Source organism: Streptomyces sp. NPDC058758 (genome assembly GCF_042746075.1).
Taxonomy (GTDB): Bacteria; Actinomycetota; Actinomycetes; order Streptomycetales; family Streptomycetaceae; genus Streptomyces.
This window is the reverse complement of sequence record NZ_JBHYPS010000009.1, coordinates 217,402-231,548: the sequence shown is the minus strand read 5'-3', so window position 1 is coordinate 231,548 and position 14,147 is coordinate 217,402. Positions and strand designations below refer to the sequence as shown.

The window sequence follows — 14,147 nt, the reverse complement described above, 5'->3', positions numbered from 1 at the left end:
TCTGGGGGCCCCGCGGGGTCCCCCCCCGCGGGGTTATGGGCCCGCGGGGGAACCTCCCGTTCATTATCCCCCCCCCCCCCCGGCCGCCCCTGCGGCACCGGTGCCGCAGGGACGGCGGGGCCGGGCCCGGAACCGTACCGACGACAGGGGCACGTCCCCGGAACCGTACCGACGACAGGGGCACGTCCCCGGAACCGTACCGACGGCGGGGTCGGGCCCGTCCGGTCCCGGGGCGGGGCCCCGCTCGGCGGTGTGCCGCCGGGGGCCGCGCCGCCCCGGGCCGGGGCGGTGGTGGGGCCGGGTCAGACCTGGAGGTCGGGGCCGATGCGGTTGCGGACCGCCGTCTGGACCTCGACCTCCTCGGCCGGATCGGCGGCGAGGCGGCGCAATCGCTCGGCCACGCGCGCGTCGGCCGTCTCGGCGTGCTGGGCCGCGATCTCGCGGGTGGTCTCCTCGCAGTCCCAGAGGCACTCGACCGCGAAGCCGCTCGCGAAGGAGGGGTCGGTGGCCGCGAGGGCGCGGGCCGTGCGGCCGCGCAGCTGGGAGGAGGCCGTCTCCCGGTAGACGTGGCGCAGCACGGGGGCCGCGCAGGCGATGCCGAGGCGTCCGGCGCCGTCGACGAGGGCGCCGAGGACGGCCGCGTCGGGCCCGGCGGCGCGGACGGCCGTGCGCAGGGCGCCGAGGACGAGCCCGGCGTCGCGGTCCTCGCCGCGCGCGGCGAGGGTCTCGCCGGCGGCGGCGCCGAGGGGGTCGGCGCGGTGGATCCAGGCGCGGGCGCGGGCGACCGCGTCCTCGCCGCACATGCGGAGGTAGGCGGTGACGGCGGCCCGGGCGACGGCCAGGGCGTCGCGGTCGACGGCCCCGGGGACGTCGGCGTACGGCCCGGCCTGTCCGTGCGCGGTGCCGGCGGCCGTGTCGAGGGGGTGCACGGCGTCGGCGGCGGCCTCGACGAGGTCGAGGACGGCGGGGTCGCGGAGGGCGGCCAGGTGGTGCAGGACGGCGGCCCGGGCGCCGGGGGCGCCCCGGCGGCCGGCGGCGAGCAGCTCGGGGCGGTCCTCCGGCCCGGCCACGGCGGCCAGGCAGCGGGCGGCGGGGCCGGCGAGGTCGGCGCCGCGCTCGTACCCCTCCTGGGCCCAGTCGAGGACGGCGCGGACGCTCCAGCCGGGGCGGGGCCCGGTGGGGCGCAGCTGTCGCTGCCAGCGGTCGAAGGACCCGTGCTCCCGGGCGGCGCGGACGCGGCCGCCGACGGCGTCCCGCCGGTCCTCGGCCCACAGCCGCCAGGGGCGGGGCTCGAAGGCGTCGCGGACGGTGCCGGCGAGCCGCGCGTCGCCCTCCTCGTCCCGGGGGAAGCGGGCGAGGACGGGCTCGGCGAGGGAGCGCAGGCCGGCGTCGTCGTCGCGGAGGGCCAGCTCGTCGAGGGCCCAGGTCCAGTTGGCTCCGGTGGCCGCGTAGCGCCGGAGCAGGAGCAGGGCGTCGTGGCGGCCGTAGGAGGCCAGGTGACCGAGGACGGCGAGGGCGAGCCCGGTGCGGTGCTCCTCGGCGTCGAGGTGGTCCTCGGCGGCGAAGAGGTGCGCCTCGACGGCCTCCAGGCCTCCGTGGAGGTCGAGGTAGAGCCGGGCGTAGTAGAGGGAGCGGTTCTCGACCCGCCAGTCGTGGCGGGGGTCGGCGAGCACGCAGTGGTCGAGGGCCGCGAGGGCCTCGGCGCGGGGGGCGGCGAGGGCGTGCAGGGTGCCGTCGCCGCGGCCCCGCTGCAGCAGGCCGAGCAGGGTGCCGCTCGGCGCTATGGCTGGTTCGAACATGGGAAGACGCCTCACATCAAGCTGTCGACACGACGGGGTGGACCGGGGTGGACCGGGGCGGGCGCTGGGCCCGTCCGCGCGGTGGCCGCCCTAGTAGGCCGCGGGACAACATGTCGTCCGGCCGTCCGTCGTACGTCGCTTGTGCGCGCTGCTCATCTTCCTCTGCCTCTCGTCCGTGGCCCGGTCGGACGGCCGGGCTTGTCGTCATGATGACCGACCGTCTCCATGGCCGCGACCACATTTACGGCACCGTTCCCACCTGGGGTTCAGGCCTCGTTCACCGGGTGGTGAAGAGCTCCAGGAGTTCGGTCCTGCCGAACATGCGGGCGGTGTCCACGGCGGACGGAGTGCCGGACTCCGGATTCGCCCCGCCGGCGAGGAGGGCGCGGATCACGGCGTCCTCGCCCTTGAAGACGGCTCCGGCGAGCGGGGTCTGGCCGCGGTCGTTGGCGCGGTCGGCGTCGGCGCCGCGCTCCAGGAGGGCGGTGACCGCCGCGGCGTGGCCGTGGTAGGCGGCGAGCATGACGAGGGAGTCGCCCCGGTCGTTGGTGAGGTTCGCGGGGACGCCCGCGTCGACGTAGGCGGCGAGGGCGGCGGAGTCGCCGGTGCGCGCCAGGTCGAAGACCTTCGACGCCAGCTCGACGACCTCGGGGTCCGGGGTCTCGCTCATCTTCACAACCGCCTTCCGTGCTCCGCCTGCGTCCCGCGCGCGTGTCGCCCGGTACCGCCTGCCCTTGACCTGCGCACGGCAAGCGAGGCCGTACGAGTGAATCGACAGGGTACTGCCCGCACGGTGACATGACCGCGTCCGGCCGAGGCAAGGATCACGGCGTCCACCACCCGTGACCGGCCTCCTCGACCTCCCCTTACCCCACTTCGGCGGTTTCGCCACCCGGGACGGCGATCGGCGTCCGCCGGTCAAGTGAAAACGCCCGCTATTCACCCGAATGAACCTTTAGTCACATAGATACTCGCCGTGAACCTGGAAGGACTCCTCGTGACTGTCCCCTCAACCAGGAGAACACCCCATGATCCTGTCCATCTCAGGCGTCGTCCTGCTCGGCATCATCTGCTTCCTGTTCTTCAAGAAGGACGGCCTCAAGGCCTCGCACGCCCTCGTCTGCGCGCTCTTCGGCTTCTACCTGGCGGGCACCGCCATCGCACCGAGCATCACCGCGGGCGGCCAGAGCCTGGCCGGCCTGCTGGGCGGAATCAAGTTCTGACGCCTCTCACCCCCTTCCACCCCTCCAGGAGTACGACGTGGCCCCGCGACCACTCCCCCGCATTCTGAGCAGCGGCAGCGCGCAGCTCGCGCGCAGCCGAGAGATCGCGCGGTCGGCCGCCGACAGCGCCACCGACGTGCTCCACCCGCTGATCACGGTCTCCCGAGGTCTGCGGAAACTGGCCGCCGCCGCGCGCGCCAAGTGGGCCGCGACCCCCAAGGAACGGCGAGGTCCCACGCTGTTCCTGGTCGCGGCCTGCGTCCTGGTCGTCGCCCTCGCGCCGTACGGGCCGCTGCTCGCGCTCGTCGCGCTCATGGGTGCCGCCGCGTGGAAGGGGCGTGAGAAACCGGTCGTGAAGACCGGCCCCGACGAGGCGGAGACGGCCCGCCTCAAGGGCCTGTACGAGGCCCTGGTGCCGTACTTCTCCGTCCCCGAGGACCCCGAGCCGCTCTTCGCCCACGGCGGCGACTGGGCCCGGGCCTTCGGCGACCACGCCTTCGACGAGAACGGCCGCCTGACGCGGCTGCGGATCTCCTACCCGCCCTACTTCACCGACGGCGAGGCCGCCTCGCGCGCCCGCATCGAGCAGCTGCTCCACGCCAAGTCGGGACGCGGCCGCGAATACCTCTTCGACTGGGACGAGGAGGGCAACCGGCTCGTCATGCACGTGCTGCCCGCCCTCCCGACCACCATCGCCGCCCAGCGGTTCGTCACCGCGCCGGGCGAGACCGTGCTCGGCTTCACCGACGCCGAGGCCGTGCAGCGGACCGTGCCGGTGGTCTCGGCCGACGGCTCCGAGGACGCGCCGGCCGTCGTCTGGCGCACCGGCCCCCGCTCCACCGAGCCCCATCTGCTCGCCGTCGGCCAGCCCGGCAGCGGCACCACCTCCCTGCTGCGCTCCCTCGCGCTCCAGGCCCTCGCCCACGGCGACGTGCTGATCGTGGACGGAGCGGGCGCCGGCGAGTACGCCTGCCTGGTCGGCCGCGACGGCGTCCTCGGCGTCGAGAGCGAGCTGTCCGGAGCCCTGGAGAGCCTCGAATGGGCCTCCCACGAGACCGAGCGGCGGCTGATCTCCGCCAACCGCGCCCGGCAGGCCGGCCACCCCGCCCCGGCGGACACCCGCCGCCCGCTGTGGATCCTCCTCGACCGTCCCGGCGCACTGGGCCACCTGGCCGCCTCCGAGGGCCGCCCCGACCCCCAGGAGCTGCTCCAGGTGCCGCTGCGGCACGGCCGGGCGGCGCAGGTGACGGTGGTGGTGGCGGAGCAGTTCGACACCGCCGACGCCCTCCACGAGGGGGTACGCGCGCACACCCGCGCCCGCGTGGTGCTCGGCCCCGCCTCCCCCGAGCAGATCGCCGCGGTGCTGGGCGCCGCGCCGCACACCACCCCGACCCCGCAGGTCCCGCCGGGCCGCGGCTACGCCCGTCTCGGCACCGGCCCGGTCCTGCGGCTCCAGGTGCCGGCCACGCCCGACCCGTACGACGACGCCGTCGGCGACACCGACCGGCAGGCCGTCCTCGACCTGCTGCCGGAGCGGCGGGCGGCGGCCACGGTGGCGCTGGAGAAGGTCCCCGAGGCGGCGGCCGAGCCGACCCCCGGCCCCCTCCCCCGGCACGCTCCGGTCCCGGCGGAAGGCTGACGGCGGCCCCGCGCACCCGGCGAAGGCCGGTACGGACCCGCGGTCCGTACCGGCCTTCGCCGTCCCACGCGCGCGGGGAGGCCGCCGGGCCCGCCGGCTCAGGCCACGAACGTCCGGGGCGGCTCCACTCCCCCGCCGAGGCCCGACTCCACCAGCCGGGCCGCGGCGGCGAGCCGGGCCGCGGCCTCCTCGGCGACCGGGCCGCCGACCGTGAACGGGAGCCGGATGTACCCCTCGAAGGCGCCGTCGACGCCGAAGCGCGGCCCGGAGGGCACCCGGACGCCGACCCGCTCGCCCGCCTCGGCCAGCCGGGAGCCGGAGAGCCCGCCGGTGCGCACCCAGAGCGTCAGCCCGCCCTTCGGCACCTCGAACCCCCACTCCGGCAGCTCCCTGCGGACCGCGGCGACGAGCGCGTCCCGGTTCTCCCGCGCCTGGGCCCGGCGCAGGGAGACCGCCTCCTCCCAGCCGCCGGTGCGCATCAGCCAGTTGACGCCCAGCTGCTCCAGGACGGGGGTGCCCAGGTCGGCGTAGGCGCGGGCGGCGACCAGGGAGCGGATGACGTCGGGGGCGGCGCGCACCCAGCCGATCCGCATCCCGGCCCAGAAGGCCTTGCTGGCCGAGCCGACGGTGAGGACCGTGGAGCCGGCCGGGTCGAAGGCGCAGACCGGCCGGGGCATCCGCACGTCCTCGTCGAGGTGCAGCTCGGTCATGGTCTCGTCGACGACCAGGACGGTGCCGGCCGCGCGGGCGGCCTCCACGAGCCCCCGCCGCTGGTCCTCGTCGGCGAGGGCGCCGGTCGGGTTGTGGAAGTCGGCGACGACGTACGCGAGGCGGGGCGCGGCGTCGCGCAGCACCTGGCGCCAGCGGCCGAGGTCCCAGCTGCCGAGCCCCTCGGACATGGCGACGGGGACCAGCCGGGCGCCAGCCTCACGCATGAGCTGGAGGATGTTGGCGTACGAGGGGGACTCGACGGCGATCCGCTCGCCGCGGCCGGCGAAGAGGTGGCAGATGGCGTCGATGGCGCCCATGGCTCCGGTGGTGACCATGATCTGCTCGGGCATGGTCGGGATGCCGCGGGCGGTGTAGCGCTCGGCGAGCGTGGCGCGCAGCGCGGGCAGTCCGGCCGGGTAGTCGCCGTGGGTGTGCGCGTACGGCGGCAGCTCCTCCAGGGCTCCCTGGACGCTGCGGGTCAGCCAGGGCTCGGGGGCGGGGAGGGCCGCGCAGCCGAGGTCGATGAGGGAGCCGAGGGTCTCCGGGGGCAGCGGTTCGAGGCCGCGCGCGGGCAGCGGGTTGCCGGCCGGGACGGCGGTCCAGCTGCCGGCGCCGCGCCGGGACTCCAGGAAGCCCTCGGTGCGCAGCGCCTCGTAGGCGGCGGCCACGGTGGTGCGGCTGACGGTGAGGGCGAGGGCGAGTTCGCGTTCGGCGGGCAGCCGGGCGGCGACCGGCACCCGGCCCTCCAGGACGAGCAGGCGGATGCCGTCGGCCAGGGCGCGGTAGGCGGGCGGCTTCCGCGTGCCGGGGCCCGCCGGGCGGGGCTGCTGCGCCCGGAGCTGCCGCGCGAGCTGGGCGGCCCCGACGGCCGAAGTCCACTGAGCCATGGAAATCAGTCCACCTTCCTCGAATTGGCCATGGTTGGCATCCGTTCTCCCGCCACAGAGTGGCATGGGTCGGTCCACCGTCACCACACCGGGCCGCGCTCCACACCCGTCACCACCCCAGGGGGGCACGTTCATGTCCATCGCCTCCGGCACCCGCGGCCGGCACCTGACCCGTCGGCTGGTCCAGCTCTACGCCGGCCTGACCCTGTACGGGGTGAGCTCGGCGCTGCTGGTCAGGGCGGGGCTCGGCATGGAGCCGTGGAACGTGCTCCACCAGGGGCTGGCCGGGCTCACCGGGCTGACGATCGGGGTGGTGTCGATCATCGTCGGCGCGGCCGTCCTGCTGCTGTGGATCCCGATCCGGCAGCGGCCCGGCCTGGGCACGGTGTCGAACGTCTTCGTGATCGGCCTGGCCATGGACGGCACCCTGGCGCTGCTGCCGGACGGCCACGGGCCGGCGGTCCGGATCGCCCTCATGGTCCTGGGCATCGTGCTGAACGGCCTGGCCACCGGTCTGTACATCGCGGCCCGCTTCGGCCCCGGCCCGCGCGACGGCCTGATGACCGGGCTGCACCGGGTGACCGGCCGGTCGATCCGGCTGACCCGGACCCTGATCGAGGTCGCGGTGGTCACCAGCGGCTTCCTGCTCGGCGGTTCCGTCGGCGTCGGCACGCTCCTCTACGCGCTGTCGATCGGCCCGCTCGCCCAGTTCTTCCTCCGCTTCTTCGCCGTCCCCGAGGCGGCGGCCGCCGGGGGGCCCGGGGCCACCCCGGGGCCGGACGCCGTCGGCACCGCCGTCGCCCCCGCGTCACCGGAAGGCGCCATACTGCGGCGGTGACTCGCGTACGCCACCCCTATCTCGACCACCCGCTCCCGCTGCCCTTCGCCCACCGGGGCGGCACGGCGGACGGCCTGGAGAACACCGCGGCCGCCTTCCGCCGGGCCGCCGCGGCGGGCTACCGCTATTTCGAGACCGACGTGCACACCACCGCCGACGGGGTGCTCGTCGCCTTCCACGACGCGACCCTGGACCGGGTGACGGACACCCCGGGCCGCATCCGCGACCTGCCGTGGGCGGCGGTGCGGGAGGCCCGGGTGGCCGGCAAGGAGCCGCTGCCGCTCTTCGAGGACCTGCTCCAGGAGTTCCCCGAGGCCCGCTGGAACGTGGACCTCAAGACCGAGTCGGCGCTCGCCCCGCTGGTGGACCTGATCTCCCGCACCGGCGCCTGGGACCGGGTCCTGGTCAGCTCCTTCACGGAGGCCCGGGTGGCGCGGGCGCAGCGGCTCGCCGGCCCCCGGCTGGCCACCTCGTACGGCGTGAGCGGGGTCGCGGCGCTGCGGATGCGCTCGCTCGGGCTCCCCGCCCCGCTGCGGGCCGGCGCGGTGGCGGCGCAGGTCCCGGAGACGCAGGGCGGGATCCGCGTGGTGGACCGCCGCTTCGTCCGGGCGGCGCACGCGCGCGGGCTCCAGGTGCACGTGTGGACCGTGAACGATCCGGGGCGCATGGAGTCTCTCCTCGACCTGGGGGTGGATGGCATCATGACCGATCATCTGGAGACGCTGCGCGAGGTCCTCACCGCCCGCGGGGCGTGGGCCTGAGGCCGGGCGGGCAGCCGGGCGACGGGGACGAGCGAGGGGGGCGTGCGGCCGTGACCGCCGAGACGACCGGTCCTGAGGGGCCCATCACCGATCCGGCCGAGCGCAGACGGGAGCAGCGCGGCTGGTACTTCTACGACTTCGCCTGCTCGGTCTACTCGACCAGCGTCGTGACCGTGTTCCTGGGGCCGTACCTCACCGAGGTGGCCGAGACGGCCGCCGGCGGCGAGGACGGGACGCTGTACCCGCTCGGCATCCCCGTGGCACCGGGCTCGCTCTTCTCCTACACCGTGTCCCTCTCGCTGGTGGTGGCCATCGTGGCGATGCCGCTGGTGAGCGCGGCGGCGGACCGCAGGGGCCGCAAGAAGCCGCTGCTCGCGGCGGCGGCGTACCTGGGGGCGGCCGCGACGACGGGGATGTTCTTCCTGGAGGGCAGCCGCTACCTGCTGGGCGCCTTCCTGCTGATCGTGGCGAACGCCTCCTTCGCGGTCGCGATGATGCTCTACAACGCCTACCTGCCGCAGATCTCCGGCCCGGACGAACGGGACCGGGTCTCCTCGCGGGGCTGGGCCTTCGGCTACGCCTCGGGCGCCCTCGTCCTGGTGCTCAACCTCGTCCTGTACTCCGCCCACGCGTCCTTCGGCCTGGAGAAGGGGGAGGCGGTCCGGATCTGCCTGGCCTCGGCGGGTCTGTGGTGGGGCGCCTTCGCGCTGATCCCGCTGCGGCGGCTGCGCGACCGGCGGCTGCCCTCCGCGGCCGCCGGCGCGGACCGGCCGGCGGGCGGCGGCGCGGTGGGCGCGGGCTGGCGGCAGCTGCGGTCGACCCTCCGGGACATGCGCCGGCACCCGCTGACGCTGGCCTTCCTGCTGGCCTACCTCGTCTACAACGACGGGGTGCAGACGGTGATCTCGCAGGCGGCGATCTTCGGCAAGAAGGAGCTGGGCCTGGAGGAGACCACGCTCATCACGGCGGTGCTGCTGGTGCAGGTGCTGGCCGTGGCGGGCGCCCTCCTGATGGCCCGGTTCGCCCGGACGTACGGCGCCAAGCGGACGATCCTCGGCTCGCTCGTCGTGTGGACGGGCATCCTCCTGGCCGGTTACCTGCTGCCGGCCGGGGCCCCGCTCTTCTTCTACTGCCTGGCGGCGGCCATCGGACTGGTGATGGGCGGGACCCAGGCGCTGTCCCGCTCGCTGTTCTCGCACCTGGTGCCGGAGGGCAAGGAGGCGGAGTACTTCTCGGCGTACGAGCTGAGCGACCGCGGGCTGAGCTGGCTGGGGCCGCTGGTGTTCGGGCTCGTGTATCAGCTGACGGACAGCTACCGAGCTGCCATCATCTCCCTCGTGATCTTCTTCGTGGCCGGTTTCGCGCTGCTGGCGCGGGTACCCGTGCGGGAGGCGGTGAGGAAGGCGGGGAATGTCGTGCCCGAACGAATTTAGACGCGGAAGTGAAAGGCCGGTAGTGTACGCGTTTGGCCTGCCGGGCGGACCGTTACTGCGTGCTGCTTTGGTGAAGACGCCGTGTCACATCTGCCGCCAGATGTGACAAATCGGTCACTGGTGGGTACAACAAGGGGCGGCACGACGGGCGACGCATTACCCGGAACGGGAATCTTTCTCGCCGACCGGACGTTGACCGGATGACGACGACAGCGACACCTGTCCTGTGGGCGACAAGCCCGGGAGGCACGATTCATGAGTGAGCGAGCTCTTCGCGGCACGCGCCTCGTGGTGACCAGCTACGAGACCGACCGCGGCATCGATCTGGCCCCGCGCCAGGCCGTGGAGTACGCATGCGAGAAGGGCCATCGTTTTGAGATGCCCTTCTCGGTGGAGGCGGAGATCCCGCCGGAGTGGGAATGCAAGGTCTGCGGAATCCAGGCACTCCTGGTGGACGGCGACGGACCCGAGGAGAAGAAGGGCAAGCCGGCGCGTACGCACTGGGACATGCTCATGGAGCGGCGTACCCGTGAGGAGCTGGAGGAGGTCCTCGCCGAAAGGCTGGCCGTCCTGCGCTCCGGCGCCATGAACATCGCGGTGCATCCGCGCGACAGCCGCAAGTCCGCCTGACGGACGGCCCGGCAGAGCAACGCCGAGGGGCCCGGTACACGATCCGTGTACCGGGCCCCTCGGCGTTCTCCCGTACCGGCCGCGCGCCGGCCGAAGGTCCGGGTGCGCGGGCCGGCGTTCCCGCCACGGGCCTGCGCGTACGCCGCCGGGTCAGGGGGTCAGGGGCGGGCGCTGTCCGCCGGAGGGGCCGTACGGGCCCTGGGGGGCGTCGTCGCGGATGACCTCGCCCTGGACCACCTTCCCGTCCGGGCGGTGGATGCGGGCCTGCTGGAAGGCGTCCTGGAGGCTTCCGGGAGGCGCGGCGGCCATCCGGCGCTCGACCGACTTCTCCGCGGCGCGCCCGAGGGCCGTGCGGACCGGGGGCACGAGGAGCAGCAGGCCCGCGGCGTCCGAGATCAGACCGGGGATCATCAGGAGCAGCCCGCCGAGCATCAGGAAGCCGTTGCGGTCCCCGGCGCCCCTGCGGTCGGCCGCGTCCGGGACCGTGCCGCCCTGCGCGGCGGCCTGGGCCTGCTGGAAGGTGGAGGTGAGGTTGGCGAAGGCCCGGCGGCCGGCCCGCTTGATCACCGTCGCGCCGAGCACGGCGCCGCCGACCAGGAGGAGCAGGACCGTCAGCCCGCCGGCCGCGTCCGCCACGACCGTGAGCAGCCAGATCTCCAGGACCAGCCAGACGGCGAGGCCCAGCGGGAGGAAGGTGCGCGCCCGGGAGCGCTTCGGGGCGAGAGGGGGCGGTGCGCCTGTCGTCATGCCCCCAGTGTGCCTGGGCCGCCGCAGGAACGCCGTAAAGGAAGGATCGGCCCCCGGAGGCGGAACGCCGGGGGCCGGGCGGGCGGGATCAGGCGCCCTTGCGGCCACCCAGGGCCTTGGAGAGCTTCTCGGCGCGGGCGGTCACGCCCCAGCCGGTGACCCGCCAGAGCGCCTCGACGACGATGTTCCGGCTCATCTTGGAGTCGCCGATCTCGCGCTCGACGAAGGTGATGGGGACCTCGACGACGTGGAAGCCGGAGGCGACGGCGCGGCGGGCGAGGTCGACCTGGAAGCAGTAGCCGGCCGAGGCGACGTCCTCCAGGCCGAGTCCCTGGAGGGTCTCCTTGCGGAAGGCGCGGTAGCCGCCGGTGACGTCGCGGATGGGGACGTCGAGCATGAGGCGGGAGTACAGGCTGCCGCCGCGCGAGATGAACTCGCGGGACTTCGGCCAGTTCACGATCCGGCCGCCGGGCACCCAGCGGGAGCCGAGGACGAGGTCGGCGCCCTTGAGCGCGGTGAGCAGCCGGGGCAGCTCCTCGGGCTGGTGGGAGCCGTCGGCGTCCATCTCGACGAGGACCCCGTAGCCGTTCTCCATGCCCCAGCGGAAGCCCGCGAGGTAGGCGGCGCCCAGCCCTTCCTTGCCCTTGCGGTGCAGGACGTGGACGTGGTCGTCGTCGGCGGCGATCTCGTCGGCGAACTTGCCCGTGCCGTCCGGGCTGTTGTCGTCGGCGACCAGCACGTGGGCCTCCGGCACCGCCTCCCGTACGCGCGAGACGATCGGCCTGATGTTCTCCGCCTCGTTGTAGGTCGGAATGATCACCAGCACGTCGCCGAGCGGGCCGTAACGCCTCTGGCCACCGTCGTTCACTACTGCCCCTTCGGATTCTGACATGGACCCCCACCTTAGCGAGGTCCCTGGAGTATCCCTGTGGCATGGGTGGTGTGAGACCGGCGACGTGATCGCGGAGGCGGGCGGCACGGCGGGGGCGGGACGTGCGGCACGACGGGCAGGACGGGGTGCGGTGCGGGGCCCGACGTCCTTCGGTCCGACCCGGGACCCGCCGGCTGCGGATCGGCACGAGGCCGTTGTCTACTGAACGTCCGGGCCCCACCCGGGTCGCACCTTCCGCCGGGAAGGCCTTCCCTCGCGGCCGAGGCGCGGGCGGCGGTCGGCGCCGGCGAGGAGGCGTGGTCCGGTCGGACGTCCTGTGGTGGACGCGGGAGAACCTACCGGGCCATGGCGGTCGGCTGTCAACACCCGTTTGACCTGCGGGGTTCCCGAGAAGCCGCAGGCCGGGCGGGAAGAGCCGCAGGTCCGGGAGGAACCCGTGGTGCGTACATCCGGGGGGTCGTCAACCGCACATCACTCGTTCGGTCGTACGAAAACCGTCTGTCCGTACACCACGGTCCGCAGGCAGACGGGGAGCTCGACCCCCGGGGACAGATCGGGCAGACCGGGCGTTCCGGAGCGCGGGTCGGTGGACCAGCGGGCCACCCGGTCGTCGGGCGCCTGGACGACCAGGTCACCGGTCCGCCAGACCGCGTAGTCGGCGGGGGCGCCGGGCACCAGGGTGCCGGCGTCGTCCCGTCCGACCGCGCGCCAGCCGCCGCGGGTGTGGGCGGTGAAGGCGGCGCGGACCGAGACCCGGTGCTCGGGGGTGCGGTGGAAGGCGGCGGCGCGGACGGTCCCCCACGGGTCGAGCGGGGTGACCGGGCCGTCCGAGCCGAAGGCGAGCGGCACGCCGGCCCGCAGCAGCGCCGCGTACGGGTTGAGGGTGCGGGCCCGCTCGGCGCCGAGGCGCTCGGCGTACATGCCGTCCTCGCCGCCCCACAGGGCGTCGAAGGCGGGCTGGACGGAGGCGGTGAGGCCCAGCTCGGCGAAGGCGGCGATCGTCTCGGGGGTGAGCATCTCGGCGTGCTCGACGCGGTGCCGGGCGGCCCGGATCCGGGCGAGGCCGAGCTTCTCCGAGGCGGCCCGCACGCCCTCCACGACGGCGGTGACGGCGGCGTCGCCGATGGCGTGGAAGCCGGCCTGGAGGCCCGCCTCGGTGCAGGCGACGACGTGGGCGGCGATGGTCGCGGCGTCGAGGTGGGCGGAGCCGGAGTGGCCGGCGGAGTCCGCGTACGGCTCGTGGAGGCAGGCGGTGTGCGAGCCGAGGGAGCCGTCGGCGAAGAGGTCGCCGGCCGCGCCGAGGGCGCCGAGCGCGCGGGCCCGCTCGACGTCGAGGTCGGCCCAGTAGCCGGCCACGCGGGGGCCGGCCTCGCTGCGGGCCAGGTCCAGCAGGCCGGTGAAGTCGTCCTCGGAGGAGATCCGCGGCCCGCCGCACTCGTGGAGGGTGCCGATGCCGAGGGAGGCGGCGTGGGCGCGGGCGGCGCGCTGGGCCTCGGTGCGCTGGGCCGGGGAGACGGCGGCGAAGGCGGCGGCCCGCACGGCGTGGTGGGCGTCGCCGGTGAGCGGGGCGCGGCCGTCGTGGAAGCCGTCGAGGTCCCGTACGCCCGGGACGAGGTCGAGCAGCGCGGTGGTGACGACGGCCGAGTGGACGTCGATCCGCGTGAGGTAGAGCGGGCGGCCTCCGGTGAGGCCGTCCAGCTCCTCGCGCGTGAGCGGGCGCCGCTCGGGCCAGCGGGAGGCGTCCCAGCCGTGCCCGATGAGGATGCGGTCCCCGGGGCGGGCGGCGGCGTGGGCGCGGATCAGCTCCGCCGCCTCGGCGAGCGAGGCGGCGGAGGAGAGGTCGAGCCCGGTGAGCGCGAAGCCGGTGGCGGTGGTGTGGACGTGGGCGTCCACGAAGGCCGGGGTGACGAGCGCGCCCTCCAGGTCGATCACCTCGTCCACGCCGGAGGCGAAGGCGTCGGCGGCGCCCTCCTCGCCCACCCAGGCGATGTGGCCGCGCTCCACCACCATGGCGGTGGCGAAGGGGTCGGCGGGGCTGTGGACTTCTCCACCGCGCAGGAGCACGGTGCGGTGTTCGCCGGAGTTCAGGGTGTCGCTCATGCGACCAGGCTAAATGCGCGGCGGCCTGGCTTCGTACGGGGTGGACAGGACGACGGTGGTGCGGCTGGCGACGTGCGCCTGGGAGCGGATGCGGCTGAGCAGGTGCTCCAGCTCCAGGGGGGTGGCGACCCGGACCTTGAGGATGTAGTTCTCGTCGCCCGCGACGCTGTGGCAGGCCTCGATCTCGGGGATGTCGGCGAGCCGGTCGGGGGTGTCGTCGGGGGCGCTGGGGTCGAAGGGTTTGACCGAGATGAAAGCGGTCAGCGGCAGGCCCACCGCCTCGGGGTCGACGACGGCGGCATAGCCGCGGATGACACCGCGCTGCTCCAGCCGGCGGACGCGCTGATGCACGGCCGACGTGGACAGGCCCGTGGCCTTGCCCAGGTCGGTGTAGCTCATGCGCCCGTCCTTGACGAGCAACTCCACGATCTGACGATCCAGCTCCTCCATGCGCCGACCCTATTGCGCCGAAGGGTCCCGGGCCCAG

13 protein-coding genes are annotated in these 14,147 nt (G+C 74.8%); 6 read left to right on the top strand and 7 right to left on the bottom strand.

All coding sequences use genetic code 11. The features are described from left to right. Nucleotides 1–302: 302 nt before the first annotated feature. Nucleotides 303–1,799, bottom strand: a complete 1,497-nt coding sequence (locus ACFW6A_RS15010; protein WP_351844357.1) for a HEAT repeat domain-containing protein — start codon at nt 1,797–1,799, stop codon at nt 303–305. A gap of 277 nt (nt 1,800–2,076) precedes the next feature. Beyond that, nucleotides 2,077–2,469, bottom strand: coding sequence for an ankyrin repeat domain-containing protein (locus ACFW6A_RS15005; RefSeq protein ID WP_351844355.1), 393 nt, complete (start codon nt 2,467–2,469; stop codon nt 2,077–2,079). A gap of 358 nt (nt 2,470–2,827) precedes the next feature. Between ACFW6A_RS15005 and ACFW6A_RS15000 the strand changes: the two genes are divergently transcribed. Together ACFW6A_RS15000 and ACFW6A_RS14995 are read left to right on the top strand one after the other, a co-directional pair. Further along, nucleotides 2,828–3,022: a hypothetical protein gene (locus ACFW6A_RS15000; RefSeq protein WP_030493667.1), complete on the top strand. Its 195-nt coding sequence runs from the start codon at nt 2,828–2,830 to the stop codon at nt 3,020–3,022. A 37-nt stretch (nt 3,023–3,059) separates the two neighbouring features. Then, nucleotides 3,060–4,661 (top strand): hypothetical protein, encoded by a 1,602-nt coding sequence (locus ACFW6A_RS14995; protein WP_351844353.1) that lies wholly within the window; start codon nt 3,060–3,062, stop codon nt 4,659–4,661. A 98-nt stretch (nt 4,662–4,759) separates the two neighbouring features. On the opposite strand, the gene ACFW6A_RS14990 is transcribed toward ACFW6A_RS14995, so the two are convergent. Then, nucleotides 4,760–6,259: a PLP-dependent aminotransferase family protein gene (locus ACFW6A_RS14990; RefSeq protein WP_351844351.1), complete on the bottom strand. Its 1,500-nt coding sequence runs from the start codon at nt 6,257–6,259 to the stop codon at nt 4,760–4,762. Nucleotides 6,260–6,392: 133 nt separating this feature from the next. Between ACFW6A_RS14990 and ACFW6A_RS14985 the strand changes: the two genes are divergently transcribed. From ACFW6A_RS14985 to ACFW6A_RS14970, 4 genes are all read left to right on the top strand, one after another. Further along, nucleotides 6,393–7,097 carry a YitT family protein gene (locus tag ACFW6A_RS14985; RefSeq protein ID WP_386482534.1) on the top strand — a complete coding sequence of 235 codons (705 nt, stop codon included), beginning with the start codon at nt 6,393–6,395 and terminating at the stop codon, nt 7,095–7,097. Next, on the top strand, nt 7,094–7,858 hold the full coding sequence (locus ACFW6A_RS14980) for a glycerophosphodiester phosphodiesterase (protein WP_351844347.1): 765 nt from the start codon (nt 7,094–7,096) through the stop codon (nt 7,856–7,858). Before ACFW6A_RS14985 ends, ACFW6A_RS14980 begins: the two co-directional genes overlap by 4 nt. A gap of 50 nt (nt 7,859–7,908) precedes the next feature. Then, entirely contained in the window at nt 7,909–9,291 is a 1,383-nt protein-coding gene (locus ACFW6A_RS14975; RefSeq protein WP_386640818.1) for an MFS transporter, read from the top strand. Nucleotides 9,292–9,546: 255 nt separating this feature from the next. Continuing rightward, complete coding sequence (locus ACFW6A_RS14970) at nt 9,547–9,921, top strand: RNA polymerase-binding protein RbpA (protein ID WP_015032218.1); 375 nt, start codon at nt 9,547–9,549, stop codon at nt 9,919–9,921. Between the two features lie 150 nt (nt 9,922–10,071). Here the strand turns inward: ACFW6A_RS14970 and fxsA are convergent, their stop codons facing one another. The 4 genes from fxsA to ACFW6A_RS14950 form a co-directional block, all read right to left on the bottom strand. Next, nucleotides 10,072–10,668: an FxsA family membrane protein gene (fxsA, locus tag ACFW6A_RS14965; protein WP_386482541.1), complete on the bottom strand. Its 597-nt coding sequence runs from the start codon at nt 10,666–10,668 to the stop codon at nt 10,072–10,074. An 88-nt stretch (nt 10,669–10,756) separates the two neighbouring features. After that, complete coding sequence (locus ACFW6A_RS14960; protein WP_386640829.1) at nt 10,757–11,536, bottom strand: polyprenol monophosphomannose synthase; 780 nt, start codon at nt 11,534–11,536, stop codon at nt 10,757–10,759. Nucleotides 11,537–12,031: 495 nt separating this feature from the next. After that, complete coding sequence (locus ACFW6A_RS14955; RefSeq protein WP_386482544.1) at nt 12,032–13,660, bottom strand: amidohydrolase; 1,629 nt, start codon at nt 13,658–13,660, stop codon at nt 12,032–12,034. 9 nt (nt 13,661–13,669) lie between these two features. Continuing rightward, complete coding sequence (locus ACFW6A_RS14950) at nt 13,670–14,110, bottom strand: Lrp/AsnC family transcriptional regulator (RefSeq protein ID WP_351844337.1); 441 nt, start codon at nt 14,108–14,110, stop codon at nt 13,670–13,672. Between the last annotated feature and the right edge of the window lie 37 nt (nt 14,111–14,147).

Bases quoted from the DNA above. Each gene is read 5' to 3' on its own strand.
- ACFW6A_RS15005 (WP_351844355.1), bottom strand. From the start codon at position 2,469: ATGAGCGAGACCCCGGACCCCGAGGTCGTCGAGCTGGCGTCGAAGGTC.
- ACFW6A_RS14970 (WP_015032218.1), top strand. From the start codon at position 9,547: ATGAGTGAGCGAGCTCTTCGCGGCACGCGCCTCGTGGTGACCAGCTAC.
- ACFW6A_RS15010 (WP_351844357.1), bottom strand. From the start codon at position 1,799: ATGTTCGAACCAGCCATAGCGCCGAGCGGCACCCTGCTCGGCCTGCTG.
- ACFW6A_RS15000 (WP_030493667.1), top strand. From the start codon at position 2,828: ATGATCCTGTCCATCTCAGGCGTCGTCCTGCTCGGCATCATCTGCTTC.
- ACFW6A_RS14955 (WP_386482544.1), bottom strand. From the start codon at position 13,660: ATGAGCGACACCCTGAACTCCGGCGAACACCGCACCGTGCTCCTGCGC.
- fxsA (WP_386482541.1), bottom strand. From the start codon at position 10,668: ATGACGACAGGCGCACCGCCCCCTCTCGCCCCGAAGCGCTCCCGGGCG.
- ACFW6A_RS14950 (WP_351844337.1), bottom strand. From the start codon at position 14,110: ATGGAGGAGCTGGATCGTCAGATCGTGGAGTTGCTCGTCAAGGACGGG.
- ACFW6A_RS14985 (WP_386482534.1), top strand. From the start codon at position 6,393: ATGTCCATCGCCTCCGGCACCCGCGGCCGGCACCTGACCCGTCGGCTG.
- ACFW6A_RS14990 (WP_351844351.1), bottom strand. From the start codon at position 6,259: ATGGCTCAGTGGACTTCGGCCGTCGGGGCCGCCCAGCTCGCGCGGCAG.